Annotated in this window: 19 protein-coding genes and 1 pseudogene; 14 read left to right on the top strand and 6 right to left on the bottom strand. The window is 59.4% G+C overall.

The features are described 5' to 3' along the window. Window positions 1-18: 18 nt before the first annotated feature. From SIK97_RS18565 to SIK97_RS18585, 5 genes and pseudogenes are all read right to left on the bottom strand, one after another. The gene (locus tag SIK97_RS18565) at window positions 19-1,059 is read right to left on the bottom strand and encodes an NADP(H)-dependent aldo-keto reductase (RefSeq protein ID WP_014226662.1); all 1,041 of its coding nucleotides are present in this window, start codon (window positions 1,057-1,059) and stop codon (window positions 19-21) included. 237 nt (window positions 1,060-1,296) lie between these two features. Next, on the bottom strand, window positions 1,297-1,515 hold the full coding sequence (locus SIK97_RS18570) for a YgdI/YgdR family lipoprotein (RefSeq protein ID WP_004105255.1): 219 nt from the start codon (window positions 1,513-1,515) through the stop codon (window positions 1,297-1,299). 124 nt (window positions 1,516-1,639) lie between these two features. Beyond that, window positions 1,640-2,353: a TerC family protein gene (locus SIK97_RS18575; protein ID WP_004105253.1), complete on the bottom strand. Its 714-nt coding sequence runs from the start codon at window positions 2,351-2,353 to the stop codon at window positions 1,640-1,642. A gap of 81 nt (window positions 2,354-2,434) precedes the next feature. Then, window positions 2,435-3,130 (bottom strand): DNA mismatch repair endonuclease MutH, encoded by a 696-nt coding sequence (gene mutH / locus SIK97_RS18580; RefSeq protein WP_014226661.1) that lies wholly within the window; start codon window positions 3,128-3,130, stop codon window positions 2,435-2,437. A gap of 87 nt (window positions 3,131-3,217) precedes the next feature. Continuing rightward, window positions 3,218-3,358 (bottom strand): annotated as a pseudogene (locus tag SIK97_RS18585) (hypothetical protein); the annotation flags it as partial. Window positions 3,359-3,811: 453 nt separating this feature from the next. On the opposite strand from SIK97_RS18585, the gene rppH reads away from it, so the two are divergent. From rppH to recD, 12 genes are all read left to right on the top strand, one after another. Next, window positions 3,812-4,342 carry an RNA pyrophosphohydrolase gene (gene rppH, locus SIK97_RS18590; RefSeq protein ID WP_004124593.1) on the top strand — a complete coding sequence of 177 codons (531 nt, stop codon included), beginning with the start codon at window positions 3,812-3,814 and terminating at the stop codon, window positions 4,340-4,342. 12 nt (window positions 4,343-4,354) lie between these two features. Then, window positions 4,355-6,601, top strand: a complete 2,247-nt coding sequence (gene ptsP, locus SIK97_RS18595) for a phosphoenolpyruvate--protein phosphotransferase (protein ID WP_014226660.1) — start codon at window positions 4,355-4,357, stop codon at window positions 6,599-6,601. A gap of 295 nt (window positions 6,602-6,896) precedes the next feature. Continuing rightward, window positions 6,897-7,772, top strand: a complete 876-nt coding sequence (gene lgt / locus SIK97_RS18600; RefSeq protein WP_014226659.1) for a prolipoprotein diacylglyceryl transferase — start codon at window positions 6,897-6,899, stop codon at window positions 7,770-7,772. A gap of 6 nt (window positions 7,773-7,778) precedes the next feature. Further along, entirely contained in the window at window positions 7,779-8,573 is a 795-nt protein-coding gene (gene thyA / locus SIK97_RS18605) for a thymidylate synthase (RefSeq protein WP_004124584.1), read from the top strand. Window positions 8,574-8,791: 218 nt separating this feature from the next. Continuing rightward, complete coding sequence (locus tag SIK97_RS18610; protein WP_025107415.1) at window positions 8,792-9,259, top strand: prepilin peptidase-dependent protein; 468 nt, start codon at window positions 8,792-8,794, stop codon at window positions 9,257-9,259. Continuing rightward, window positions 9,250-9,813, top strand: a complete 564-nt coding sequence (locus SIK97_RS18615) for a prepilin peptidase-dependent protein (RefSeq protein WP_014226658.1) — start codon at window positions 9,250-9,252, stop codon at window positions 9,811-9,813. Before SIK97_RS18610 ends, SIK97_RS18615 begins: the two co-directional genes overlap by 10 nt. Continuing rightward, on the top strand, window positions 9,810-10,223 hold the full coding sequence (locus tag SIK97_RS18620) for a DUF2509 family protein (protein ID WP_014226657.1): 414 nt from the start codon (window positions 9,810-9,812) through the stop codon (window positions 10,221-10,223). The genes SIK97_RS18615 and SIK97_RS18620 overlap by 4 nt, the downstream gene beginning before the upstream one ends. Next, window positions 10,208-10,531 carry a prepilin-type N-terminal cleavage/methylation domain-containing protein gene (locus SIK97_RS18625; protein ID WP_014226656.1) on the top strand — a complete coding sequence of 108 codons (324 nt, stop codon included), beginning with the start codon at window positions 10,208-10,210 and terminating at the stop codon, window positions 10,529-10,531. Before SIK97_RS18620 ends, SIK97_RS18625 begins: the two co-directional genes overlap by 16 nt. A 12-nt stretch (window positions 10,532-10,543) precedes the next feature. Then, on the top strand, window positions 10,544-13,918 hold the full coding sequence (recC, locus tag SIK97_RS18630) for an exodeoxyribonuclease V subunit gamma (protein ID WP_032694700.1): 3,375 nt from the start codon (window positions 10,544-10,546) through the stop codon (window positions 13,916-13,918). 128 nt (window positions 13,919-14,046) lie between these two features. Further along, window positions 14,047-16,932 (top strand): pitrilysin, encoded by a 2,886-nt coding sequence (ptrA, locus tag SIK97_RS18635; RefSeq protein ID WP_025107418.1) that lies wholly within the window; start codon window positions 14,047-14,049, stop codon window positions 16,930-16,932. Continuing rightward, window positions 16,929-20,474, top strand: a complete 3,546-nt coding sequence (recB, locus tag SIK97_RS18640) for an exodeoxyribonuclease V subunit beta (RefSeq protein ID WP_057173314.1) — start codon at window positions 16,929-16,931, stop codon at window positions 20,472-20,474. Before ptrA ends, recB begins: the two co-directional genes overlap by 4 nt. Next, a complete protein-coding gene (gene recD, locus SIK97_RS18645; RefSeq protein WP_057173315.1) occupies window positions 20,471-22,306 on the top strand; it encodes an exodeoxyribonuclease V subunit alpha in 1,836 nt (611 codons plus the stop codon). The genes recB and recD overlap by 4 nt, the downstream gene beginning before the upstream one ends. A 41-nt stretch (window positions 22,307-22,347) precedes the next feature. Here the strand turns inward: recD and argA are convergent, their stop codons facing one another. Continuing rightward, window positions 22,348-23,679 carry an amino-acid N-acetyltransferase gene (argA, locus tag SIK97_RS18650; protein WP_004853841.1) on the bottom strand — a complete coding sequence of 444 codons (1,332 nt, stop codon included), beginning with the start codon at window positions 23,677-23,679 and terminating at the stop codon, window positions 22,348-22,350. Between the two features lie 227 nt (window positions 23,680-23,906). Here argA and amiC point away from each other — a divergent pair, with 227 nt between their 5' ends. Both amiC and cobD read left to right on the top strand, forming a co-directional pair. Further along, the gene (gene amiC, locus SIK97_RS18655) at window positions 23,907-25,160 is read left to right on the top strand and encodes an N-acetylmuramoyl-L-alanine amidase AmiC (RefSeq protein WP_014226651.1); all 1,254 of its coding nucleotides are present in this window, start codon (window positions 23,907-23,909) and stop codon (window positions 25,158-25,160) included. Window positions 25,161-25,177: 17 nt separating this feature from the next. Beyond that, window positions 25,178-26,257, top strand: coding sequence for a threonine-phosphate decarboxylase CobD (cobD, locus tag SIK97_RS18660; RefSeq protein ID WP_057173316.1), 1,080 nt, complete (start codon window positions 25,178-25,180; stop codon window positions 26,255-26,257). The last annotated feature ends 583 nt before the right edge of the window (window positions 26,258-26,840 follow it).

The following is a 26,840-nucleotide window of genomic DNA, read 5'->3' on the forward strand; positions in this document are numbered from 1 at the left end:
CCGGGAGCTTTTACGGCCTTACGGTGCCGGGTAGGTATAAACCTGATGCACCGCTTCAATCTCGGCTAAAACCTCTGCGCTCAGCTCCAGATGCAGGCTTTCGACGTTGGTTTTCAGCTGCTCCATGGTGGTCGCGCCCAGCAGGGTGCTGGCGACAAACGGCTGACGACGTACGAAGGCCAGCGCCATCTGCGCCGGGTCAAGGTTGTGCCGCTTCGCGATATCGACATAGGCCGCCACCGCTTTTTGCGTCTGCTCGCCGCTGTAGCGCGTAAAACGGCTGAACAGCGTATTGCGCGCGCCTGCCGGTTTTGCGCCGTTGAGGTATTTCCCGGTCAGCGTGCCGAACGCCAGGCAGGAATAGGCCAGCAGCTCCACGCCTTCATACTGGCTGACTTCCGCCAGGCCCACTTCAAAGCTGCGGTTCACCAGGCTGTACGGGTTCTGGATCGTCACGATGCGCGGCAGGTCGTGCTTGTCCGCCAGATGAAGATAGCGCATCACGCCAAACGCCGTTTCGTTAGAGACCCCGATATAGCGAATCTTGCCGGCGCGCTGGAATTCGGCCAGCGCGTCCAGCGTATCCAGCAGGGTGACGACCGGGGCGGAATCGGCCCAGGTGTAGCCCAGCTTGCCGAAACAGTTGGTCGGGCGCTGCGGCCAGTGTACCTGATAGAGGTCGAGATAATCGGTCTGCAGGCGCTTCAGGCTGTCGTGCAGCGCCTCGCGGATATTTTTACGATCCAGCTTGTGGTCAGGACGAATGCTGCTGTCGTTATTGCGGGCAGGGCCGCTCACTTTAGAGGCGATAATCAGCTTTTCGCGATTGCCGCGCTTCGCCAGCCAGTTACCGACGTAGGTTTCCGTCAGGCCCTGGGTTTCCGGGCGCGGCGGGACGGGATACATTTCCGCGACGTCAATCAGGTTAATGCCCTGACTCACCGCGTAATCGAGCTGCTCGTGCGCGTCTGCCTCGCTATTCTGCTCACCAAACGTCATTGTGCCCAGCCCCAGCGTGCTGATTTCAAGAGAACTGTGTGGGATACGGTGATACTGCATAGCCGGCTTCCTTTTTTATCAACAAGGTCAGGCGTTCCCCGACAAAGGAATATAAAAATGGCAGAGGGGGAGAAAAAGGGGAAGTAAAAAAATCAAAAAAGCCGGGCTGACGGAATCCGGCCTGATGAATCCTCGCGGACAGATCAGGTGTATCCCGACTTTTCTCTGAATGCTGAAGAATAAAGAACGCTGCTCAACGGTGCGATAAAACGCTAAATCGCGACCTGACGGCGGGACTTAACGTTTAATAATCTGCGAAACGTCGTCACGATTGATCTGCATTTTATTACCCTGCTGATCTTCGTAGCTGATAAGGCCGGTGTCGTCGTCTATGGCGGGTTTGCCGTCGGTCAGAATCATGCGACCATCTTTGGTTGCCATGACGTAATCGCTGCTGCAACCGGAAACCGAGAACGCCAGTCCTACGGCGGAAATCAATACTGCCCATTTTTTCATCGCTATCACCCCTATTATAGCCGCACCTCGTACCAGTATATTAATAGCCTGATTTGTGAGACATAAAAAGCAGTTAAGTCTTAAAAAAGAATTGCAGCCCGTTTCAGGGCTGCATTTTAGCGGGCTACAGCGGATTTTTTTTATTGCGCAGCAGGTTGAGACTTTCAACCGCAATCGAAAAGAACATCGCGAAATAGATGTAGCCTTTCGGCACGTGCACGTCGAAACTTTCGAGCATCAGCGTGAAGCCGACGAGGATCAAAAACGACAGCGCCAGCATTTTCACCGAAGGATGGCGGTCAACAAAATCGCCTATCGAACGGGCGGCAACCATCATCACCAGCACCGCGATAACCACTGCCGCCATCATAATAAACAGATGGTCCGACAGCCCGACGGCGGTGATCACCGAATCGAGGCTGAAAATAATATCCAGCAGCATAATCTGCACGATGGCGCCCATAAATGAATGGACGTTGGTTTTCAGCCCTTCTTCTTCGCCTTCAATGGATTCGTGAATTTCTTTACTCGCCTTCCAGATCAGGAACAGCCCGCCCAGCAGGAGGATCAGATCGCGAAACGAGATCTCCTGGCCTAGCACGGTAAAGAGAGGATTAGTGAGCTTGACGACCCACGCGATTGACGCCAGCAGCGCCAGACGCATGATCATCGCCCCCATCAGCCCAATACGGCGGGCGTGTGCCCGTTGCGCAGTGGGCAGTTTTGCCACCACCAGAGAGAGGAAAATAATATTATCGATCCCGAGCACTATCTCCAGCAGCGTCAGCGTACCAAGCGCCAGCCAGGCGTTAGGATCGGTTACCCATGCAAATAACATCGTTCAAAGTCCTGCAAAATAGAAAGATGCGATTATATGCAACCGCCACGGCAGAACAAAAAATTAATCATCTCCAGGCCGTTATTTCGAGGAGAGAAGGAAATGGCGGGCGAGCAGGGCGGCGGTAAAGTTTTTCTTCAGATAGAAACCGCGCGGTAGGGTGAGGATCGGTTCGCCGCGGGCGCCCACCGCCTCGGTCAGCGCTTTGCTGTTTGCCGCTTTCGGGCGCAGCTGCAGCACTTCGCCGTGGCGGGCGGTGATGCGCTCGACCTGGCCGAGGACGATCAAATCCATCAGCTCTTCCCAATCCATACGCAGCTGGCGATCTTCTTCTTCGCTGGGGCTCCACAGCAGCGGTGCGCCGACGCGGCGTTCGGCCAAAGGAATCGCGCGATCGCCCTCTACCGGTACCCACAGTACCCGCTTGAGCTTATGACGCACGTGGCTGCTCTCCCAGGTGACGCCGCTGTTGCCGGTCAGCGGCGCGACGCAGACGAAGGTGGTTTCCAGCGGGCGACCTGATGAATCGATGGGGATGGTTTTCAGCTCGACGCCGAGGGCGGCGAAATCCTGCTCCGGCTTGCTGCCTGCGCTGGCACCAAGCCATATCTCCAGCAGGATGCCGATCCAGCCTTTATCACGTTTTAAATCGCGCGGAATCGGAATTCCGGCAAGCTGGGCCAGCTCCCCCAGCGAATAGCCTGCCAGCTGCTGCGCCTGGGCCAGAAGCTGCTCCTGGCTTTGCGGGGGGGATAAGAGCGGCGCGATGGTCGGCATAGCGTAAACCTCTGACTAAAAAGTGAGCAGTAATTTCATCCGTTGTGGATAGAGTTTACCTTTTCTTGAGTAAGTATGACAATTTGATGATTCATATGGTTTTTTTTGCGATTTTTTGCCGCTGTGAAAATGGTGAAACCGGGTTTTCCAGAACTGGTCACCGACAATGAACAGGATCTTACACCCTGTTATCCACAGAAAAATGGGATAACTGGGGAAAAGCCCCACTACTGTTTCCATTTACAGCCTTGACGTGAGAGGAAAATCGAGTTTTTAGACAAAATATGCCCAGAGCACATGCGTAATCTGTGGATAAAACCAACATTGCTCGATCTTTCATCAGTTCCAGGATCTCTTATGTGATGATCGTCACGTTATACTGTGAATTATGAAATTTTAACATGCTAACTTTATGAAAATTAGGTCATTATAATCAGGTGCTATCGCTACGCTGTTCGGATGATTCCGGGTTTTCCCTGGTTAATTCCGTACTTCTTCACAACTCTATCCACAGAAAAAGTGAATAAAATCGTCCGGGTATGGCTTTCGCTGTTTATAACTCCGGGTATTACTGTGAGTTATTCAAATGTTATTCGATCTCATCCCCCTCACAGAGTGGTTTACCGTTTCCAACGAGTGTGAAACAATCATTCACATTGAAGCTTATTTTGAGGTAGTCCGGTGATTGATGACGATGGCTACCGCCCAAATGTCGGTATTGTAATCTGTAATCGCCAGGGCCAGGTTATGTGGGCCAGGCGCTATGGTCAGCACTCGTGGCAGTTCCCGCAAGGGGGCATAAATCCAGGGGAATCAGCAGAGCAGGCGATGTATCGGGAATTGTTCGAAGAAGTTGGGCTAAGCCGTAAAGATGTGCGGATCCTTGCTTCAACCCGTAACTGGTTGCGTTACAAATTGCCTAAACGTTTGGTGCGTTGGGACACAAAGCCGGTATGTATCGGCCAGAAACAGAAGTGGTTTCTCCTGCAATTGATCGGCAGCGATGCGGATGTCAATATGCAAACCAGCAGTACACCTGAGTTTGATGGCTGGCGATGGGTAAGCTACTGGTACCCGGTGCGTCAGGTGGTGTCGTTTAAGCGCGACGTATACCGCAGGGTGATGAAAGAGTTTGCCAGCGTCACCATGGCGCTGGCGGAAAGCACGCCTAAGCCGCAAAGCGCGCCTGCATATCGACGTAAAAGAGGTTAAGCCACGCACATTATGCTCACTCGGTTGCGAGAAATAGTCGAGAAGGTCGCGAGTGCGCCGCGTTTAAACGAGGCGCTGGATATCCTGGTCACCGATATCTGCGCCGCGATGGAGACGGAAGTCTGTTCGGTTTATCTGGCTGACAATGACCGACGCTGTTATTACCTGATGGCGACGCGCGGGTTGAAAAAGCCGCGCGGGCGCATCGTTGCGCTCGCTTTTGACGAAGGCCTGGTGGGCCTGGTTGGCCGCCTGGCCGAACCCATTAACCTCGCCGACGCGCAAAAGCACCCCAGCTTTAAATATATTCCCGCGGTCAAAGAGGGCCGCTTTCGCGCCTTCCTCGGCGTGCCGATTATCCAGCGGCGTCAGCTGCTCGGCGTGCTGGTTGTGCAGCAGCGCGAACTGCGCCAGTTTGACGAAAGCGAAGAGTCCTTCCTGGTCACCCTGGCCACGCAAATCGCCGGCATTCTCTCTCAATCCCAGCTGAACGCGCTGTTTGGTCAATATCGTCAGACCCGCATCCGCGCGCTGCCCGCCTCGTCAGGCGTGGCGATTGCCGAAGGCTGGATGGACGTCAGCCTGCCGCTGATGGAGCAGGTTTATGAAGCCTCGACGCTCGATACCGCTTCCGAGCGCGAGCGGCTGACCGGCGCGCTGGAAGAGGCGGCGAATGAGTTTCGCCGCTACAGCAAACGCTACGCTGCCGGCGCGCAGAAAGAAACGGCGGCTATCTTTGACCTCTATTCGCACCTGCTTTCCGACGCGCGCCTGCGCCGCGAGCTGTTCGCTGAAGTGGATAAAGGCGCGGTGGCCGAATGGGCGGTGAAGAAGATCATCGAGAAATTCGCCGAACAGTTTGCCGCGCTCAGCGACGGCTACCTGAAAGAGCGCGCGGGCGATCTGCGCACGCTGGGCCAGCGGCTGCTTTTCCATCTCGATGACAGTATCCAGGGGCCCAATACCTGGCCGGAACGCATCGTGCTGGTGGCGGATGAACTGTCGGCCACCACCTTAGCGGAGGTTCCTCAGGATCGTTTAGCCGGCGTGGTGGTGCGCGATGGCGCGGCGAACTCCCACGCCGCGATTATGGTGCGCGCGCTGGGCATTCCGACGGTGATGGGGGCGGATATTCAGCCTTCGCTGCTGCACGGCCATACGCTGATTGTCGACGGCTATCGCGGCGAGCTGCTGGTCGATCCCGAACCGGTGCTGCTGCAAGAGTATCAGCGCCTGATCAGCGAAGAGAACGAGCTTAGCCGCCTGGCCGAGGACGATCTTGAACGCGCTTCCGAACTGAAAAGCGGCGAGCGGGTAAAAGTCATGCTCAACGCGGGCCTGAGCCCCGAGCATGAAGAAAAACTCGGCAATTTCGTCGACGGTATCGGTCTTTACCGTACCGAAATCCCCTTTATGCTGCAAAGCGGCTTCCCTTCCGAAGAGGAGCAGGTTGCCCAGTATCAGGGCATGCTGCAGATGTTCAACGAGAAATCGGTGACGCTGCGCACGCTGGACATCGGCGCGGATAAACAGCTGCCGTATATGCCGATCAGCGAAGAGAATCCGTGCCTTGGCTGGCGCGGTATTCGGATCACGCTCGATCAGCCGGAGATCTTTCTGGTACAGGTCCGCGCGATGCTGCGGGCCAACGCGGCAACCGGAAACCTCAGCATCCTGCTACCGATGGTCACCAGCCTGGATGAAGTGGATGAGGCTCGTCGCCTGATCGATCGCGCCAGCCGCGAAGTGGAAGAGATGATCGGCTACGCCATTCCCCGCCCGCGTCTTGGCGTGATGCTGGAAGTGCCGTCGATGGTCTTTATGCTGCCGCAGCTGGCGAACCGCGTTGATTTTATCTCCGTTGGCACCAACGATCTGACCCAGTACATTCTGGCGGTGGATCGCAACAACACCCGGGTCGCGAGTATGTATGACAGCCTGCATCCGGGGGTACTGCGGGCGCTGGCGATGATTGCCCGCGACGCCGAGCGTTTTGGTATCGACCTGCGCCTGTGTGGCGAAATGGCGGGCGATCCGATGTGCGTGACGATCCTGATTGGTATGGGCTATCGTCATCTGTCGATGAACGGTCGTTCGGTGGCGAGAGTGAAGTATTTGCTGCGGCGCATCGATATCAATGAAGCCCAGGAGCTTTCCCAGCGTAGCCTGGAAGCGCAGATGACCGCCGAAGTGCGCCATCAGGTCGCGGCTTTTATGGAGCGACGCGGACTCGGCGGCCTGATTCGCGGCGGCCGCTAGCACGGGCTACGGTTCATGAATTTGTAGCCCGGGTAAGGCGTTAGCCGTGACCCGGGACTACGCTGACGAGGTTCGGGCGGCCTGAGGGTTGGGTAGCCCGGACAGGCGCAGCGCGCCGCCTCCGGGAATGCTCAGCCGCGAATTCGCATTCGTATACATATCTTTTACATGTCCGGCGCGGATCGCCCTTCGCGCTTATGCTATCATTCGCAGCCTTTGGAGCGCCCGTTTCTGACGCGCGCGAACGATCCCCGCTGTCCACTTTCGGCGGAATAACAAGTGTTTATGGTGACAGATGAATAGTGGCTACCTGCATTTTCCGGAGTTTGATCCGGTAATTTTTTCCATTGGACCGGTCTCCCTCCACTGGTACGGTCTGATGTACCTGGTTGGGTTTGTTTTTGCGATGTGGTTGGCCACCCGTCGGGCCAATCGTCCGGGCAGCGGTTGGACAAAAAACGAAGTTGAAAACCTGCTGTACGCCGGCTTCCTCGGGGTTTTCCTCGGCGGGCGTCTTGGCTATGTCTTCTTCTACAACCTGCCGGTGTTCCTCGACGATCCGCTCTATCTGTTCCGCGTCTGGGACGGCGGTATGTCCTTCCACGGCGGCCTGATCGGCGTGATTCTGGTGATGATCATTTTCGCCAAACGCACGAAGCGCACCTTCTTCCAGGTTTCCGACTTCATTGCGCCGCTGATTCCGTTTGGCCTCGGCGCCGGGCGTCTGGGCAACTTTATCAACGGTGAACTGTGGGGCCGCGTCGATCCGAACTTCCACTACACCATGATTTTCCCCGGCTCTCGGGCGGAAGATCTGGCGCTGCTGCCGTCGCATCCCGAGTGGCAATCGCTGTTTGATACCTACGGCGCGCTGCCGCGTCATGCTTCGCAGCTCTATGAGCTGGCGCTGGAAGGCGTCGTGCTGTTCCTGATACTGAACCTGTTTATCCGCAAGCCGCGTCCGGCCGGTTCGGTTTCCGGCCTGTTCCTCATTGGCTACGGTCTGTTCCGCATCATCGTGGAGTTCTTCCGTCAGCCCGATGCCCAGTTTACCGGCGGCTGGGTACAGTACATCAGCATGGGGCAGATTCTTTCGATTCCGATGGTGCTTGCGGGTATCATCATGATGGTCTGGGCGTACCGTTGTCGTCCGCAGCAACAAAATTCTTGAGGAACCATGAAACAGTATCTTGATTTGATGCAGAAAGTGCTCGATGAGGGCACGCAAAAAAATGACCGCACCGGTACCGGCACCGTCTCCATCTTCGGTCACCAGATGCGTTTTAACCTGCAGGAAGGATTCCCGTTGGTGACGACCAAGCGCTGTCATTTACGCTCCATCATCCATGAACTGCTGTGGTTCCTGCAGGGTGACACCAACGTGGCGTATCTGCACGAAAACAACGTCACTATCTGGGACGAATGGGCGGATGAAAACGGCGATCTGGGGCCGGTTTACGGTAAGCAGTGGCGCTCCTGGCCCGCGCCGGACGGCCGTCATATCGACCAGATCAGCACGGTGATGGAACAGCTGAAAAACGACCCGGATTCTCGCCGGATTATCGTCTCGGCATGGAACGTCGGCGAGCTGAACAAAATGGCGCTGGCCCCGTGCCACGCGTTCTTCCAGTTCTACGTCGCCGACGGCAAGCTCTCCTGCCAGCTCTATCAGCGCTCGTGCGACGTATTCCTCGGCCTGCCGTTCAATATCGCCAGCTACGCGCTGCTGGTGCATATGGTGGCGCAGCAGTGCGACCTCGAAGTGGGCGATTTTGTCTGGACCGGCGGCGATACGCACCTGTACAGCAACCACATGGAGCAGACGCACCTGCAGCTGAGCCGCGAACCGCGGGCGCTGCCGAAGCTGGTGATCAAACGTAAGCCGGCATCGATTTTCGACTACCGTTTTGAAGACTTCGAAATCGAAGGCTACGACCCGCATCCGGGGATTAAAGCGCCAGTGGCGATTTAACCCGGAAGTGACGACGAAAAACCGGCGCCTGCGCGCCGGTTTTTTTATGCCTCAGCCGAGCCGACGGCCAGCTTTATTCCCCCAACGGAACGCTTTTTTGCGAGCAGATTTCCGGCACTGTTGAAACCCGCTGCAACGCCTTTAATACTCTCCGGCGCGCGCCGCAAACCCGCATTTTACCGTTCGAATAAAGCCTCAATGCTCCGCATACTTGGCCCATGAACAGAGAACATGGCTATACCCTGATTGAAACCCTGCTCACCATGGTCGTGGTCGTCATTCTCGGCGCCAGCGGGCTGTACGGCTGGCAGAGCTGGCAACGGCAGCAGCGCCTGTGGCAAACCGCCTGCCAGGTCCGCGACTACCTGGTGCTGCTACGCGATGACGCCAACTGGCACAACCGCGACAGGGTATTAAGCGTCGGCCAAAGCGCGGAGGGCTGGTGCCTGAGCGCCAGCGGGGCGATGGCCGACTGTCTCCGCAGGGACGCTTTCACGCTGCAACCGCTATGGCCGGAGGTTTCGCTCAGCGCGATGACGCCGGGGCTGGGGTTTTATGGCCTGCGTAATACCGCCTGGGCCGGGCATATCCGCCTGCAAAGCGCGGCGGGCGGCTGGAACATTATCGTTTCTCACTGGGGGCGCATCCGCCTGTGTCGCGGCGAGGAGACGGCATCGTGTCTGTAAAACAGCGCGGCTTTTCCCTGCCGGAAACGCTGATCGCGATGGCCATCAGCTCCGTGCTGCTGCTCGGCAGCGCGCGTTTTCTTCCGGCGCTGCAGTGGGCCGCGCTTCGCCAGACCCGGCAGCAGTCGCTGGAAAATGAGCTCTGGCAGCGAATCTACACCGTCGCGAAGCATCTGCAGCGCGCCGGATACTGCCGCGGCCGCTGTTACGGGCAGGCGCTGTATATCGCAGAGGGCGGTGATTGCCTGCTGGTGAGCTGGGATAGCAACAGCGATGGCGTCTGGAATAGCGCGCCGTCATCGGAATCGGATACCACCGGGTTTCGCCTGCGCGATGGCGCGCTGGAAACCCTGCGCGGCGCAAGCGCCTGCAGCGGCAAAGGCTGGGAGAAAATGACCAACCCGGCGGCGATTCAGGTCACTGCGTTTCAGGTTACGCGCCTGGAGAGGGCGGGCTTCGCGCCTGAATTATCGATTACCCTTGCGGCGCACTCGGTCGCCGACCCGCAAATCCGCGCGCGGGCGGAATACGGCGTAACGGGATATAACCTGTGAATCGCCAGCGCGGGCTCTCTTCGCTGCTGATGGTGCTGCTGCTGTTAGCGCTCGGCACGCTATTACTCCAGGGGCTGCACCAGCAGCAGCGTTCGCTGTTAGCGCAGACGGCCAGCGAAACGCGGGCGCTTGGCGATGCCGCTGACGCGCATTCCGCGCTGCAGTGGGGAAAGGGGCTCGTCTGGCCGCTTCAGGAAACGGTTAGCTGCCAGCAGAACGCGGCGCTCGGCTGGCGCGCCTGCCTGCGAGTCTTTAGCGACGCCTCGGTATTGCTGATTGGCGGCAGCGATGGCGGCGGCATACTGCTGTGGCAGTCAGGCGTAATCGAACAAAACCGCGTCCGCTTTTCGCCTCACGGCTGGAGCGATTTTTGCCCGTTAAAGGAGGCAAGCCTATGCCAGATGCCCTGAGGCGGCAGAGAGGGTTTAGCCTGCCCGAAACGCTGCTGGCTTTAGTCTTGCTTATCGCAACCGTGACCGCGCTGGCGGGCTATCAGCGTGGGCTGGCCAACGGCTTTATGCAGCTCAACCAGTACCGTCAGCTGTGGCGCGATGCGTGGCGATTCAGTCAGCTTAGCCCACCGGTGATTCCCGCGAATCGCCAGGTATCCCGCATGCAGACATCGGTGCAAAGATGTGTCAGCATCACGGTAACGATCACGATGCCCGCAGCCAGGCGGGCGCAGATGACCCGGCTGCACTGCCCGGTCAGTCAGTAGCCAGGAGCGAATATGTTAAGGGTGTACCACTCAAACCGTCTGGATGTGCTTGAAGCCTTGATGGAGTTCATCGTCGAGCGCCAGCGGCTGGATGACCCTTTTATGCCGGAAATGGTGCTGGTACAGAGTACCGGGATGGCGCAGTGGCTGCAGATGACGCTGGCGCAGCGCTTCGGGATTGCGGCCAACATTGAGTTCCCGCTACCCGCCAGTTTTATCTGGGACATGTTCGTGCGAGTGTTAAAAGATATTCCCGGAGAAAGCGCGTTCAGCAAGCAAAGTATGAGCTGGAAACTCATGACCCTGCTACCGCAGCGGCTGAACGATGAAGCCTTTACGCTACTGCGCCACTATCTGCACGACGATAGCGACAAGCGCAAGCTGTTTCAGCTGGCCGCCAGAGTGGCGGATCTCTATGATCAGTATCTGGTTTATCGCCCCGAGTGGCTGATGCGCTGGGAGGCCGACCAGCGCGTTGACGGGCTTGGAGACGCGCAGGAGTGGCAGGCGCCGCTGTGGAAAGCGCTGGTGGAATATACCGCTGAGCTGGGCCAGCCGCTGTGGCATCGCGCCAATTTATACCAACGCTTTATCAGCGCGCTTGAGGCCGCCGAACAGCCGCCCGCCGGGCTACCGTCGCGGGTGTTTATCTGCGGGATTTCGGCGCTGCCGCCGGTATACCTGCAGGCGCTCCAGGCGCTGGGTAAGCATGTCGATGTATATGTTCTCTTCACTAACCCGTGCCGCTACTACTGGGGCGACATTAAAGATCCGGCATTTCTGGCAAAGCTGCTCTCCCGCCAGCGCCGCCACCACCGCGAAACGACGCGAGAGCTGCCCCTGTTTCGCGATACGCAACAGGCTCCGGGGTTATTCAACGATGCCGGGGAACAGGATGTCGGCAATCCGCTGCTGGCCTCCTGGGGCAAGCTGGGGCGCGACTATATTTACCTGCTGGCGGGTCTTGAGCGCTATGAAGAGCTGGACGCCTTTGTCGATATCGCGCCGGATAACCTGCTGCATAATCTTCAGGCGGATATTCTCGAACTGCGTAATGCGGCGGTGGCCGGGCGCAGCGCCGAGGAGTTTGCCAACAGCCGCAGCAAGCGGCTGCTGGCGGCGGACGACCGCAGCCTGACGATTCATGTCTGCCATAGCCCGCAGCGCGAGGTTGAGGTGCTGCACGACCGGCTGCTGGCGATGCTCGAAGAGAATCCCGAGCTCACGCCGCGCGATATTATCGTCATGGTGGCGGATATCGATAGCTACAGCCCCTATATTCAGGCGGTCTTCGGCAGTGCCAGCGGCGAGCGCTGGCTGCCGTGGGCGATATCCGACCGGCGGGCCCGCGAATCGCATCCGGCGCTGCAGGCGTTTATCACCCTGCTTTCGCTGCCCGACAGCCGCTTTGCCAGCGAAGACGTGCTGGCGCTGCTGGATGTGCCGGTGCTGGCCGCGCGCTTTAACATTAACGAAGAGGGGCTGCGCTACCTGCGCCAGTGGGTTAACGAATCCGGCGTACGCTGGGGAATGGATGACGACAACGTGCGTGAACTCGATCTCCCGGCTACCGGCCAGCATACCTGGCGCTTTGGCCTGACGCGTATGCTGTTGGGCTACGCCATGGACAGCAGCGAAGGGGAGTGGCGCTCGGTGCTGCCTTATGATGAGTCGAGCGGGCTTATCGCCGAGCTGGTGGGCAACCTGGCATCGCTGCTGATGCAGCTTAATCTCTGGCGCCGCGGGCTGGCCCAGGATCGCCCATTAGCCGAGTGGCTGCCGGTATGCCGCGACCTGCTGAACGACTTCTTCCTTCCGGACAGCGAAACGGAAGCCGCCCTGGCGCTGATAGAACAGCAGTGGCAGGCGGTGATTGACGGCGGCGTCGACGCGCAGTATGGCGAAACGGTACCGCTCTCTTTGCTGCGCGATGAGCTGTCCCAGAGGCTCGATCAGCAGCGCATCAGCCAGCGCTTTCTCGCCGGCCCGGTTAACATTTGTACCCTGATGCCGATGCGTTCGATTCCTTTCAAGGTGGTCTGCCTGCTGGGGATGAACGACGGCGTTTATCCGCGCACCCTGGCGCCGCTGGGCTTCGATTTAATGAGCCAGAAGCCGCAGCGCGGAGACCGTAGCCGTCGCGATGACGACCGCTATCTGTTCCTTGAAGCCCTGATGTCGGCCGAGCAGAAGCTCTATATCAGCTATATCGGCCGTTCCATTCAGGACAATAGCGAGCGCTATCCCTCCGTTCTGGTTCAGGAGCTGGCGGACTACATCGGCCAGAGCCACTGTCTGGAAGGGGACGAAGAGCTGGACTGCGATGCCAGCGAACGGCGGGTCAAAGAGCACATCACGCATCTGCATACCCGCATGCCTTTCGATGCCGCAAATTTTCTGGCTAATGAAGATCAAAGCTATGCCCGGGAATGGCTGGCGGCCGCCAGCCAGCAGGGGGAAGCGCACGGCGCGTTCATCCAGCCGCTACCGGTACCGGACATCGATCACTTACCGTTCGAACAGCTGCTGCGCTTTTGGCAGCATCCTGTTCGCGCGTTCTTTCAGCAGCGGCTGCGGGTGAATTTCCGCTCGGAGGAGAGCGAGATTCCCGACGATGAACCTTTTACCCTCGAAGGGCTGAGCCGCTATCAGCTGAACCAGCAGCTGCTCAATACGCTGATTGAGCAGCAGGATGCCTCGGCAATGTATCGCCGCTTCCGTGCCGCCGGGGAGCTACCCTATGGCGCGTTCGGCGAACTGGCCTGGGAGACCCAGCGTCAGGAGATGCAAAATCTGGCCGAACGGGTGATCGCCTGCCGCCAGCCGGGGCAGAGCATGGAAATCGATCTGCAATGCAGCGGAGTCAACATCACCGGCTGGCTGCAGCAGGTACAATCCGACGGTTTGCTGCGCTGGCGGCCTTCGCTATTAAGCGTGGCGCAGGGGATGCAACTTTGGCTGGAGCATCTTGTCTATTGTGCTAGCGGCGGTACCGGCGAAAGTCGGCTCTTTGTGCGCAAAGAGGGCGAGTGGCGTTTTCCACCGCTGGCGCAGGAGCAGGCCCAGGGCTACCTCAACGATTTGGTTGACGGTTACCTGCAGGGAATGTCCAAACCGCTGCTGCTGCTGCCGGAAAGCGGCGGCGCATGGCTAAAAGTCTGTTATGACGCCGAAAAGGATGTCATGTTAATGGACGAAGAGACGCAGCAAAAAGCGCGCAGTAAATTTCTTCAGGCTTATGAAGGGAACATGGTGGTCAGCGGCGAAGGTGCCGACGTCTGGTATCAGCGCCTGTGGCGCACGCTGGAAGCGGAATACTATGAAGAGATCCTGACGCAAACGCAGCGTTATTTGCTACCGGTGTTTCGTTTTCATCAGTCCGAATAACATTGTAATAGTATAAAAATTGCGCACTGGATGGCAGTTCATTTATGATGCGCAGCGAATCACGGACTGATGTTTTATAAAGGCTGCCAATTATGCAGCGCCAGGTTTGTTAATGATGAGGTCCGTGAATGCCCCGCAGTTTATGGTTCAAGGTTATTGTTTTACTGGCCGCCCTCTGGGCGCCGTTAAGTCAGGCAGACACCGGATGGCAACCGATCCAGGAAACCATCCGTAAAAGCGAAAAAGATACCCGTCAATATCAGGCGATCCGCCTCGATAATGGCATGGTAGTGCTGCTGGTTTCCGATCCTCAGGCGGTAAAATCGCTGTCGGCGCTGGTCGTTCCCGTGGGATCGCTGCAGGATCCCGCCGAGCATCAGGGGCTGGCCCACTTCCTGGAGCATATGACGCTGATGGGCTCGAAAAAGTATCCCCAGCCTGACAGCCTCGCCGAGTATCTCAAAATGCACGGCGGCAGCCACAATGCCAGCACCGCCCCGTATCGCACCGCCTTCTATCTTGAAGTGGAAAACGATGCCCTGGACGGCGCGGTCGATCGCCTGGCCGACGCCATCGCCGCGCCGCTGCTGGATAAAAAATATGCCGACCGCGAGCGTAATGCGGTTAACGCCGAGCTCACGATGGCGCGTACCCGGGATGGGATGCGAATGGCGCAGGTTAGCGCGGAAACCATTAACCCGGCGCACCCCGGCTCGCAGTTTTCCGGCGGTAACCTTGAAACGTTGAGCGACAAGCCCGGCAAACCGGTGCTTGATGCCCTGCACGCCTTTCGCGATAGCTGGTATTCCGCCAACCTGATGAAAGCGGTGATCTACAGCAACAAGCCTCTGCCGGAGCTGGCGAGCATCGCGGCGGCCACCTACGGTCGCGTGCCGAACCACGATATCAGCAAACCGGAGATTACCGTCCCGGTGGTGACCGATGCGCAAAAGGGCATCATCATTCACTACGTTCCGGCGATGCCGCGTAAAGTGCTGCGCGTGGAGTTCCGCATTGATAATAATAGCGACAAGTTCCGCAGCAAAACCGACGAGCTGGTGACCTATATGATCGGTAATCGCAGTCCCGGCACGCTCTCAGACTGGCTGCAAAAGCAGGGGCTGGTTGAAGGGATTCGCGCGGACTCCGACCCGGTGGTGAACGGCAACAGCGGGGTGCTGGCTATATCCGCGACCCTGACGGACAAAGGTCTGGCGCACCGCGATGAAGTTACCGCGGCCATCTTCAGCTACCTCAATCTGCTGCGCAGCCAGGGAATCGATAAGCGCTATTTTGATGAGCTGGCCCACGTGCTGGCGCTCGACTTCCGCTACCCGTCCATCAACCGCAATATGGATTACGTCGAATGGCTGGCGGACACCATGATCCGCGTGCCGGTCGAGCATACGCTGGACGTTGTCAACATTGCCGATCGCTACGATCCGCAGGCGATCGAAGACCGCCTGGCGATGATGACGCCGCAAAACGCCCGCATCTGGTACATCAGCCCGAAAGAGCCGCATAACAAGACCGCCTACTTCGTCAATGCGCCCTATCAGGTGGATAAGATCAGCGAGCAGACCTTTGCCGACTGGCAGCAGAAGTCCAGCGCCATCGACCTCAAGCTGCCGGTGCTGAACCCCTATATTCCGGATGATTTCAGCTTAATCAAAAGCGACAAGGCTTACCCGCATCCGCAGCTGATTGTAGATGAACCGACGCTGCGGGTGATTTACGCGCCGAGCCAGTACTTCGCCAGCGAACCGAAAGCGGATATTTCGCTGGTTCTGCGTAACCCGCAGGCAATGGACAGCGCCCGTCGGCAGGTGATGTTTGCACTCAATGATTATCTGGCGGGCATTGCGCTCGACCAGCTCAGCAACCAGGCGGCGGTCGGGGGGATAAGCTTCTCTACCGGCGCGAATAACGGCCTGATGGTTAACGCCAACGGCTATACGCAGCATCTACCTGAGCTGTTTAACGCCCTGCTCGACGGTTACTTCAGCTATACGCCAACCGAAGAGCAGCTGGAGCAGGCTAAATCCTGGTACGCCCAGATGATGGATTCGGCGGATAAAGGCAAAGCCTACGATCAGGCGATCATGCCGATTCAGATGGTTTCTCAGGTGCCGTACTTCCAGCGCGAAGAGCGTCGGGCGCTGCTGCCATCGATCACCCTGAAAGAGGTGCTGGAATACCGCGATAATCTCAAGGCGAAAGGGCGACCGGAGCTGATGGTCATCGGTAATCTTACCGCCGATCAATCCACCGCCATGGCGCGGCAGATTCAAAAACAGCTGGGCGCCGACGGCAACGAGTGGTGCCGTAACAAAGACGTTCTGGTCGATCGTAAACAGCTGGCGATTTTTGAAAAAGCGGGCAACAGTACCGATTCCGCGCTGGCCGCCGTCTTCGCGCCGCCGAACGTGGACGAATACGCCAGCTCTGCCGCCAGCTCGCTCCTCGGGCAAATCGTACAGCCGTGGTTCTATAACCAGCTACGTACGGAAGAGCAGCTGGGCTACGCGGTCTTCGCCTTCTCGATGAACGTTGGCCGCCAGTGGGGGATGGGCTTCCTGCTGCAAAGCAGCGATAAGCAGCCGGCTTACCTCTGGCAGCGTTTCCAGGCCTTCTTCCCCACGGCGGAAGCCAAACTGCGGGCAATGAAGCCGGAAGAGTTTGCGCAGATTCAGCAGGCGGTGATCGGTCAGATGCTGGAAGCGCCGCAAACGCTGGGCGATGAAGCGTCGAAGCTGAGCAAAGATTTCGATCGCGGTAATATGCGCTTCGATTCACGTGATAAAGTAGTGGCTCAGATTAAACTGCTGACGCCGCAAAAGCTTGCCGACTTCTTCCATCAGACGGTGGTGGATCCGCAGGGCATGGCAATTCTCTCCCAGGTTTCCGGTAGCCAGAATGGCAAGGCGGAATACGCGCATCCGCAGGATGGCAAAGTCTGGGAGAACGTCAGCGCATTGCAGAAATCCTTACCCCTGATGCGAGAGAATGAATGACCGACACCGCCGAGTCTCTTGACCCACTGCGCTTGCCCCTGACGGGCGAGCGCCTGATAGAAGCCTCTGCGGGCACAGGAAAAACCTTTACCATTGCCGCCCTCTATCTGCGGCTGCTGCTGGGGCTGGGCGGGGAATCCGCCTTTCCCCGCCGGGTCAGCGTGGAAGAGCTGCTGGTAGTGACCTTTACCGAAGCGGCGACCGAAGAGCTGCGCGGGCGTATTCGCAGCAATATCCACGAGCTGCGTATCGCCTGCCTGCGCGAAAGTACCGACAATCCTCTCTACGCCGGGCTGCTGGCGGAAATCGCCGATAAAACCCAGGCGGCGCAAACGCTGCTGCTGGCCGAACGGCAGATGGACGAAGCGGCGGTATTTACCATTCACGGCTTCTGCCAGCGGATGCTGAGCCTTAACGCCTTTGAGTCCGGCATGCTGTTCGAACAGCAGCTGATTGAAGATGAATCCCGGCTGCGCTATCAGGCCTGCGCCGACTTCTGGCGTCGCCACTGTTACCCGCTGCCGCGTGACATCGCGGCGGTTATCCACGAAGCGTGGAAAGGGCCGCGCGATCTGCTGAAATCCATCGACCGCTGGCTACAGGGAGAGGCGCCGCAGCTCAAATCGCCGCCGCCGGCTGACGAAACGCTGGCCGAACGCCATCAGCAAATTATCGAACGTATCAACGCGCTGAAGCAGCAGTGGCTGGCACAGGTGGGCGAGGTTGAGGCGGTGCTGGAAAACTCGGGCCTCGACCGGCGCAAGTTTAATCGCGGCAATCAGGGGAAATGGCTGGAGAAAGTGACCGCCTGGGCCCAGGAAGAGACCCTCAGCTACCAGCTTCCGGATGCGCTGGATAAGTTCTCCCAGGCCTTCTTGCTTGAGCGCACCAAAGCGGACGGCGCGCCGCCGGTACACCCGCTGTTCAGCGCGGTAGAAGCGCTGCTGGCGACACCGTTAACCTTGACCGACCTGGTGATTGCCAGGGCGATGGTTGAAATCCGCGAAGCGGTCGCGCGGGAGAAACGCCGCCGCGGCGAGCTGGGCTTTGACGATATGCTTAGCCGCCTGGATGACGCCCTGCGCGGGGAGAGCGGCGAAGCGCTGGCCAGCGCGATTCGCCAGCGCTTTCCGGTAGCGATGATCGACGAATTTCAGGATACCGACCCCCAGCAGTACCGAATCTTTCGCCGCATCTGGCGGCGCCAGGCAGACACCGCGCTGCTGCTGATTGGTGATCCCAAGCAGGCCATTTACGCCTTCCGCGGCGCGGATATCTTTACCTACATGAAAGCGCGTGGGGACGTCACCGCCCACTATACGCTCGATACCAACTGGCGCTCCGCGCCGGGGATGGTTGATAGCGTCAATCGCCTGTTTAGCCTCAGCGATAACCCCTTTATGTTCCGCGAAATCCCGTTTATGCCGGTGAAGTCGGCCGATAAAAACCAGGGGCTGCGCTTTACCGTCGATGATGCTGCGGTACCGGCGATGAATATCTGGCTGATGTCGGGCGAGGCCGTCGGGGCGGGGGATTACCAGGCGTTTATGGCCCAGCTGTGCGCGGCGCAAATTCGCGACTGGCTCAGCGCGGGCCAGCAGGGCAAGGCGCTGCTGTGGCGCGGTGAAAAAGCTGAACCCGTGCGGGCTTCGGACATCACGGTGCTGGTGCGCAATCGTCAGGAGGCGTCGTTAATTCGCGATGCCCTTCAGCTGCTGTCGATTCCCTCCGTCTATCTCTCCAACCGCGATAGCGTGTTTGAAACCCCCGAGGCGCAGGAGCTGCTGTGGGTGCTGCAGGCGGTGCTGGCCCCCGAGCGGGAAAATACCCTGCGCAGCGCGCTGGCAACCGCAATGTTCGGCCTCAACGCGCAGGACATTGAAAACCTCAACCAGAGCGAACGGGCCTGGGATGAGCTGGTAGAAGAGTTTAGCGGCTACCGGCAAGTCTGGCGGCAGCGCGGCGTGATGCCGATGCTGCGCGCGCTGATGACCGCGCGGCGCATTGCCGAAAACCTGCTGGCGACCAGCGGCGGCGAGCGGCGCCTGACCGATATCCTGCATATCAGCGAGCTGCTACAGGAGGCGGCGAACCAGCTGGAGAGCGAACATGCGCTGGTGCGCTGGCTGGCGCAGCATATCGCCGAGCCGGATAGCAACGCCTCCAGCCAGCAGATGCGCCTGGAGAGCGATAAGCACCTGGTGCAGATCGTCACCATCCATAAATCGAAAGGGCTGGAGTATCCGCTGGTCTGGCTGCCGTTTATTGCGCGTTTCCGTAAACAGGATCAGGCGTTTTATCACGACAGAACCTCCTTTGCCGCCGTTCTCGACCTGGGGCAGGCGGAGGGCAGCATGGAGCTGGCGGAGGCCGAACGCCTGGCCGAAGATCTGCGCCTGCTTTACGTCGCGCTGACCCGTGCGGTCTGGCACTGCAGCCTTGGCGTTGCGCCGCTCAGCACCCGGCGCAGCGACAAGCCCGGCGCCAGCGATTTTCACCACAGCGCGCTGGGCCGACTGCTGCAGGGCGGGGAAGCGATGGATGCCGCAGGGCTGATGGCCCGCCTGCAGGCGTTCTGCAGCGGGGAGATCGCCCTGCGGCTCCCGGATACGGCTGCGCCAACTCCGTGGCAGGCTCCGCAGGCGGCGCTACCGCCGCTTTCAGCCCGTTTGCTCGCGCGTTCGGTGACCGATGACTGGCGGGTCACCAGCTACTCCGGCCTGCAGCAGAATGGACACAGCGCGGCGCAGGATCTTCTGCCGCGTCTGGATGTCGATGCCGCCGGCGTCGGTGAGGTTGCGGAAGAGCCGCAGCTTACGCCGCACCAGTTCCCCCGCGGCGCGTCGCCGGGGACGTTTCTCCACAGTTTGTTCGAAGATCTCGATTTTACCCAGCCGGTTCCCGCCGACTGGATGGCGGGCAGGCTCCAACTGAGCGGCTTCGAGGAAAAGTGGACCCCGGTGCTGACCGCATGGCTCGACGGCGTGCTGCGTACCCCTCTGCCCGGCGCGGGGATTGCCCTTAATCAGCTGAGCGAAGGCGATAAACAGGTGGAGATGGCGTTTTATCTGCCCATCGAACAGCCGCTGGATCCCCTGCGTCTGGATGCGCTGATTCGTCAGTACGATCCGCTCTCCGTGGATACCCCAACGCTCGATTTCCGCCAGGTGCGGGGGATGCTGAAAGGCTTTATCGACCTGGTGTTTCGCCACAACGGCCGCTATTACCTGCTGGATTACAAATCCAACTGGCTGGGGGAAAATCGCGAGGCCTATACCCAGGACGCGATGCGGCAGGCAATGCGTTCGCACCGTTACGATTTGCAGTACCAGCTCTATAGCCTGGCGCTGCACCGATATTTACGCCACCGCATTGCCGATTATGATTACGAACGCCACTTCGGCGGCGTTATTTATCTCTTTTTACGCGGCATGGACGGGCAGGACGGCGGGCAGGGTATCTTCACCACCCGGCCGGCGCTGCCGCTGATTAACGGCCTCGATGCGCTGTTTGCCGGGGAAACCCAGGAGGTTGTGCTATGACCATGGATGAACTGTTACTGCAGGCGGTTGAACAGCGCCTGCTGCGCCCGCTGGACGTCCAGTTTGCGCTCATGGTGGCGCAGGAGGCGCATCCGGCAGTGAAGCTCACCGCCGCCATTCTCAGCCGCGATGCCGGTGAAGGCCACGTCTGCCTGCCGATTTCGCGTCTCGCCGAGGATGAGCTGCTGAGCGCAAAAGCGGCAGGCCTGAGTGAGCAGATCCTTGAGCTGACCGGCGCCCCGGACGGCTGGCTGCCGCTGCTTAACGATGCTGAGGCGGTCAGCGGCGGTGAGCGCCCGACGCCGATGATCCTCTGCGGCGAACGGCTTTACCTCAACCGCATGTGGCGCAACGAATTAACCGTCGCGCGCTTTTTCAATGAGGCCAATCAGGTGCTGGAGGTGGATGAAGCCCGGCTGGCTTCGACGCTCGACGCGCTGTTTCCGCCCGCCGAGGAAACGGACTGGCAAAAAGTGGCGGCTGCGGTCGCCCTGACCCGACGGATTTCGGTGATTTCCGGCGGTCCGGGCACCGGTAAAACCACGACCGTCGCTAAACTGCTGGCCGCGCTGATCCAGACGTTCTCTAGCCCGCGCTGCCGTATTCGCCTGGCGGCGCCGACCGGTAAAGCCGCGGCGCGCCTGACCGAGTCCCTCGGCGCGGCGCTGCGCCGCCTCCCTCTCAGCGACCAACAAAAGGCGCTGGTGCCCACCGAAGCCAGCACCCTCCATCGTCTGCTGGGCGCGCAGCCCGGCAGCCAGCGGATGCGCTATCACGCCGGCAACCCGCTGCATCTTGACGTGCTGGTGGTGGATGAAGCCTCAATGATTGACCTGCCGATGATGTCGCGCCTGATCGACGCGCTGCCTGAGCACGGAAGGGTGATTTTCCTTGGCGACCGCGATCAGCTGGCGTCGGTAGAGGCCGGAGCGGTGCTGGGGGATATTTGCGCCTGGGTTAATGCAGGCTATACCCCGGCGCGGGCGGCACAGCTCGCCCGGTTGACCGGCCAGCCGGTGCCGGCGGGCGAGGGCAACGTTGCCGGTGCGCTGCGCGACAGCCTGTGCCTGCTGCAAAAAAGCTACCGTTTTGGTCGCCATTCCGGTATCGGCCATCTGGCGTGGGCGGTGAACAGCGGCGAGCGCAGCGCGGTACGCGCAACGCTGCGTCAGTCGTTCGACGATATCGCCCTGTATCCGCTGAGCGCCACCGAAGAGTATGAAGCGATGCTGAATCAGGCGCAGGCGGGCTATGGCCGCTTCCTGCAGCTGCTGCGCGAGCGGGCTGAGCCCGAAGAGATGATCACCGCCTTTGGCGAATTCCAGCTGCTGTGCGCGCTGCGCGAGGGGCCGTATGGGGTCAGCGGCGTGAACGAACAGCTGGAGCAGATGCTGAACCGCAAGCGGGCGATCGCGTTACCGCGGCATTCGCGCTGGTATGAAGGACGGCCGGTGATGATCTCCCGCAACGACAGCGCGCTGGGGCTGTTTAACGGCGATATCGGCATCGCGCTGGAAAGAGGCGATGGCCTGCGCGTCTGGTTCCCGATGCCCGATGGCAGCATCAAGTCGGTACAGCCAAGTCGTCTGCCGGAGCACGATACCGCCTGGGCGATGACGGTGCATAAATCGCAGGGGTCGGAGTTCGATCACGCGGCGCTGATCCTGCCTTCGCGCAGCGTGCCGCTGGTAACCCGCGAGCTGGTTTATACCGCCATTACGCGTGCGAAACGGCAGCTGTCGATCTATGCCGATGAGCAGGTGCTGACTCAGGCGGTGGCTGCGCGTACCGAACGACGCAGCGGCCTGACGGATATCTTTTCCGCCCAGTGAGGTTTTCCCCGGTCGGCCGCGCGCTTTCCGGGGAGAAGGGATCAGGCCAGGTCTGCCATCAGCACCTTGGAGCGGCGCTGATAGTTGTACATCTCTTTTTTGCTCTCCGGCAGCAGGTCGACGTCGACCGGCGTAAATCCGCGCTCCTGGAACCAGTGAATGCTGCGGGTCGTAAGAACAAACAGCTTGCTGAGGCCCATTTGCTTCGCCTGCGCGGCAATGCGTTCGAGCAGCACTTCGCCGCGCGATGAGCTGCGGTAATCCGGATGCACCGCCACGCAGGCCATTTCGCCGATCTTCTCTTCCGGGAAAGGATAGAGCGCGGCGCAGGCGATGGTGGTGTTGTCGCGCTGAATAATGGTGAATTTATCGATTTCCATCTCCAGCTGTTCGCGCGAACGCCTGACCAGAATGCCCTGCTGCTCCAGCGGGCTAATCAGCTCGAGGATGCCGCCGATATCGTTAATGGTGGCGCGGCGGATCTGCTCGGCGCTCTCCATCACTATCTGGGTACCGATACCGTCGCGTGAGAACAGCTCCTGCAGCAGGGTGCCGTTTTCCTGATAGCTGATCAGGTGGCAGCGGCGCACGCCGCTGCGGCAGGCTTTTACCGCGCCGCGCAGAAAGCGCACGGTGCCGGAGCTGTAGTCTTCGTCCGCTTCCATCTCTTCCACCCGCGCCTGGGCTTCGTTGGGGAACAGCTCGGGGACGATCTCGCCATCCTGATTGTGAACCCCCTGCGATGAGCAGAAGCCGATCATCTTTTCGGCTTTCAGCTTAATCGCCAGCTGGGTCGCAATCTCTTCGGAGGTCAGGTTAAAACTTTCGCCGGTGACCGACACCGCAACCGGGCCCATCAGCACGATCGCGCCGTTATCCAGCTGGCGGTGAATGGCTTCTTCATCGATGCGCCGGATGCGCCCGCTGTGACAGTAATCCACGCCGTCGTCCACGCCTAACGGCTGCGCGATAATGAAGTTGCCGCTGACCACGTTGATATGGGCGCCCTGCAGCGGCGTGTTGTTGAGGCTCATCGACAGGCGAGCGGTAATTTCCAGCTGCAGCATGCCCGCCGCCTGCTTAACCAGCTCGAGCGTTTTGGCGTCAGTCACTCGGGTTTGTTTATGATAAACCGGCTCGTGACGATGCTCCGCCAGGTTGGCATCGATCTGCGGGCGGGCGCCATAGACCACCACCAGACGAATCCCCAGGCTGTGAAGCAGGCCAATGTCATTGACTATACTAGAGAAATTATCATGCTCGATGGCTTCCCCGCCCAGCATGATGACAAACGTTTTACCCCGATGGGCATTAATATAGGGGACAGAATGGCGGAATCCCTCTACCAGTTCGGTGCGACGTTCCTTCACCATGACACAACCTCAATGCATGATTATTCGTAATTACTGTATTTTTATTCTGTTTCGCCGGCAAACGCAAGCCCCAATTTTTGGCTGAGCCGGGAAAACAGTGTGAGCCAAATCAGGGTGTCAAAGATTGTTTACCCTTTTATAGATGACAGGTTATGCGCCTTTCGTTAAAGTTTCCGGTCAATCTGTTTGTTTTAAATACGAATGATTTCTTACTGCTTGGGAGTGGCATGTCGGGATACAAGTCAGGATTAAGCCGCCGCCGATTTTTACAGGGGGCGGGCGCCATGTGGTTAATGAGTGTGAGTCCGGTTGGGTTGGCTGCCGCGGCGCAGGTGGTTGCCGTACGCGTCTGGCCATCATCGACCTACACGCGCGTCACCGTGGAGTCCAACCATATCCTGAAATATCGGCAGTTTGCGCTCAGCAATCCTGAACGTGTGGTGGTGGATCTGGAAGGGGTTAATCTCAACTCCGTACTGAAAGGTATGGGGAGTCAGATTCGCGGTGACGATCCCTATATTCAATCCGCTCGCGTGGGGCAGTTCGATCCGCAAACCGTGCGCATGGTGTTTGAGCTGAAACAGAACGTGAAACCGCAGCTGTTTGCGCTGGCTCCGGTCGCCGGGTTTAAAGAGCGTCTGGTCATGGACCTCTATCCCGCTAACGCCACCGACGTGCAGGATCCGCTGCTGGCGCTGCTCGAAGATTACAATAAAGGCGATCTTCAGCGGCAGGTTCCGCCTGCGGAGAGCGGGCCTAAACCGGGTAAAGCCGGGCGCGATCGGCCCATTGTTATCATGCTCGATCCCGGTCACGGCGGCGAAGACTCCGGCGCGGTGGGAAAATACCGCACCCGCGAGAAAGACGTGGTGCTGCAGATTGCCCGGCGGCTGCGCGCGCTGATCGAGAAAGAGGGCAATATGAAGGTCTATATGACCCGCAACGAGGATGTCTTTATCCCGCTGAAGGTCCGCGTCGCCAAAGCGCAGAAGCAGCGCGCCGACCTGTTTGTCTCTATTCACGCCGACGCGTTTACCAGCCGCCAGCCCAGCGGATCGTCGGTGTTTGCCCTGTCAACCAAAGGGGCCACCAGTACCGCGGCTAAATATCTGGCGCAGACCCAGAACGCCTCTGACCTGATCGGCGGCGTCAGCAAAAGCGGCGATCGCTACGTCGACCACACGATGTTCGACATGGTGCAGTCGCTGACCATCGCCGACAGCCTGAAGTTCGGCAAGGCGGTGCTGGAAAAGATGGGCAACATTAATAACCTGCACAAGAACCGGGTTGAGCAGGCGGGCTTCGCGGTGCTGAAGGCGCCGGATATTCCATCGATTCTGGTGGAAACCGCGTTTATCAGTAACGTCGAAGAAGAGCGTAAATTGAAAACGGCGAAATTCCAGCAGGAAGTTGCAGAGTCGATTCTGGCAGGGATTAAAGCCTACTTCGCCGACGGCGCGACGCTGGCAAGGCGAGGGTAACGCAACAGGAAAGGTAAATGGCTCTACTTAAGAGCGCGCACGGCGGCAATATTCGCGAGGCCGCCGCGCTGTTGGGCATCTCTGCGGAGCAGCTGCTGGATTTTAGCGCCAATATTAATCCGCTGGGGATGCCGGAAAGTTTAAAGCGCGCCATCCTCGACAATATGGCCTGCGCCGAACGCTACCCTGACGTTGAGTATCAGCAGCTGCACCTTGCGCTGGCGGAACACCATCAGATCCCCGCCTCGTGGATCCTCGCCGGAAACGGCGAAACCGAAGCGATCTTTACGCTGGTTCAGGGGCTGAAGCCGCGCCAGGCGATGATCGTCACCCCGGGCTTTGCCGAATACCGCCGGGCGCTGCAGTCGGTGGACTGCGCGGTGCGGGAATTTCTGCTGCGCGAGGCGGATGGCTGGCAGCTCACCGGGGCGATTCTTGATGCTCTGACGCCGGATCTGGACTGCTTATTTCTCTGCACGCCGAACAATCCTACCGGCCTGCTGCCCGAGCGCCGTCTGCTGGAGATGATTGCTGAACGCTGTCGGTCGCTGGGCATCGCCCTGATTCTCGATGAAGCGTTTATCGATTTTATCCCCGACGAGCCGGGATTTATTCCGCTGCTGGGCCACAACCCGCACGTGTGGGTACTGCGTTCGCTGACCAAGTTTTATGCTATTCCCGGCCTGCGTCTGGGGTATCTGGCCAATGGCGATGCGCGGGCGGTGGCGAGAATGCGCGAGCGCCAGATGCCGTGGTCGATAAACGCGTTTGCCGCCCTGGCGGGGGAAATCATTCTCCAGGATAGCGCCTACCAGCAGCAAACCTGGCAGTGGCTGGCGGAGGAGGGGCAGCGCTTTTACCATCAGCTGCGCCATATTCCCGGCCTGACGGTCTATCCCGGGCGGGCAAACTATCTGTTTCTGCGCTGCGACGTGGCGGATCTGGATCTGCAATACGCGATGCTGCAGCAGCACATCCTGATCCGCAGCTGCGCCAACTACCCGGGGCTCGACGGGCGCTACTTCCGCGTCGCGATCCGCAGCCAGCAGGAAAATACCCGGCTGCTGACGGCCTTCAGGCGGGTATTTAACCAGTAGATGTCTGCCGCCATTGTTCGTCTGCGGTTCTTCCCGGTGGCGCTGCGCTGACCGGGCTACGGGTTTACAGCCGTCTGCGGACCGGTAGCCCGCCTCCGGGGAAGGTGCACAGCATGAGGTTTTGTTGCGGTCTTCTTCCCGGCTCGCGCTGCGCTTAGCCGGGCTACGGGTTCATAGCCGTCTGCGGTCCGGTAGCCCGGACAGGCGCGCAGCGCCGCCTCCGGGGAAGGTGCACAGCATGAGGTTTTGTTGCGGTCTTCTCCCCGGCTCGCGCTGCGCTTAGCCGGGCTACGGGCTCATAGCCGTCTGCGGGTCGGTAGCCCGGGTAAGGCGCGCAGCGCCGCAACCCGGGGAATGTGCCGGGATGAATGCATCGGTGCGGCTTTTTCCCGGTGGCGCTGCGCTTAGCCGGGCTACGGGTTCATAGCCGTCTGCGGACCGGTAGCCCGCCTCCGGGGAAGGTGCACAGCATGAGGCTTTGTTGCGGTCTTCTTCCCGGCTCGCGCTGCGCTTAGCCGGGCTACGGATTCATAGCCGTCTGCGGGTCGGTAGCCCGGGTAAGGCGCGCAGCGCCGCAACCCGG

The organism is Klebsiella sp. JN_Kp126, from assembly GCF_033843325.1.
GTDB classification, from domain to species: Bacteria; Pseudomonadota; Gammaproteobacteria; order Enterobacterales; family Enterobacteriaceae; genus Klebsiella; species Klebsiella michiganensis.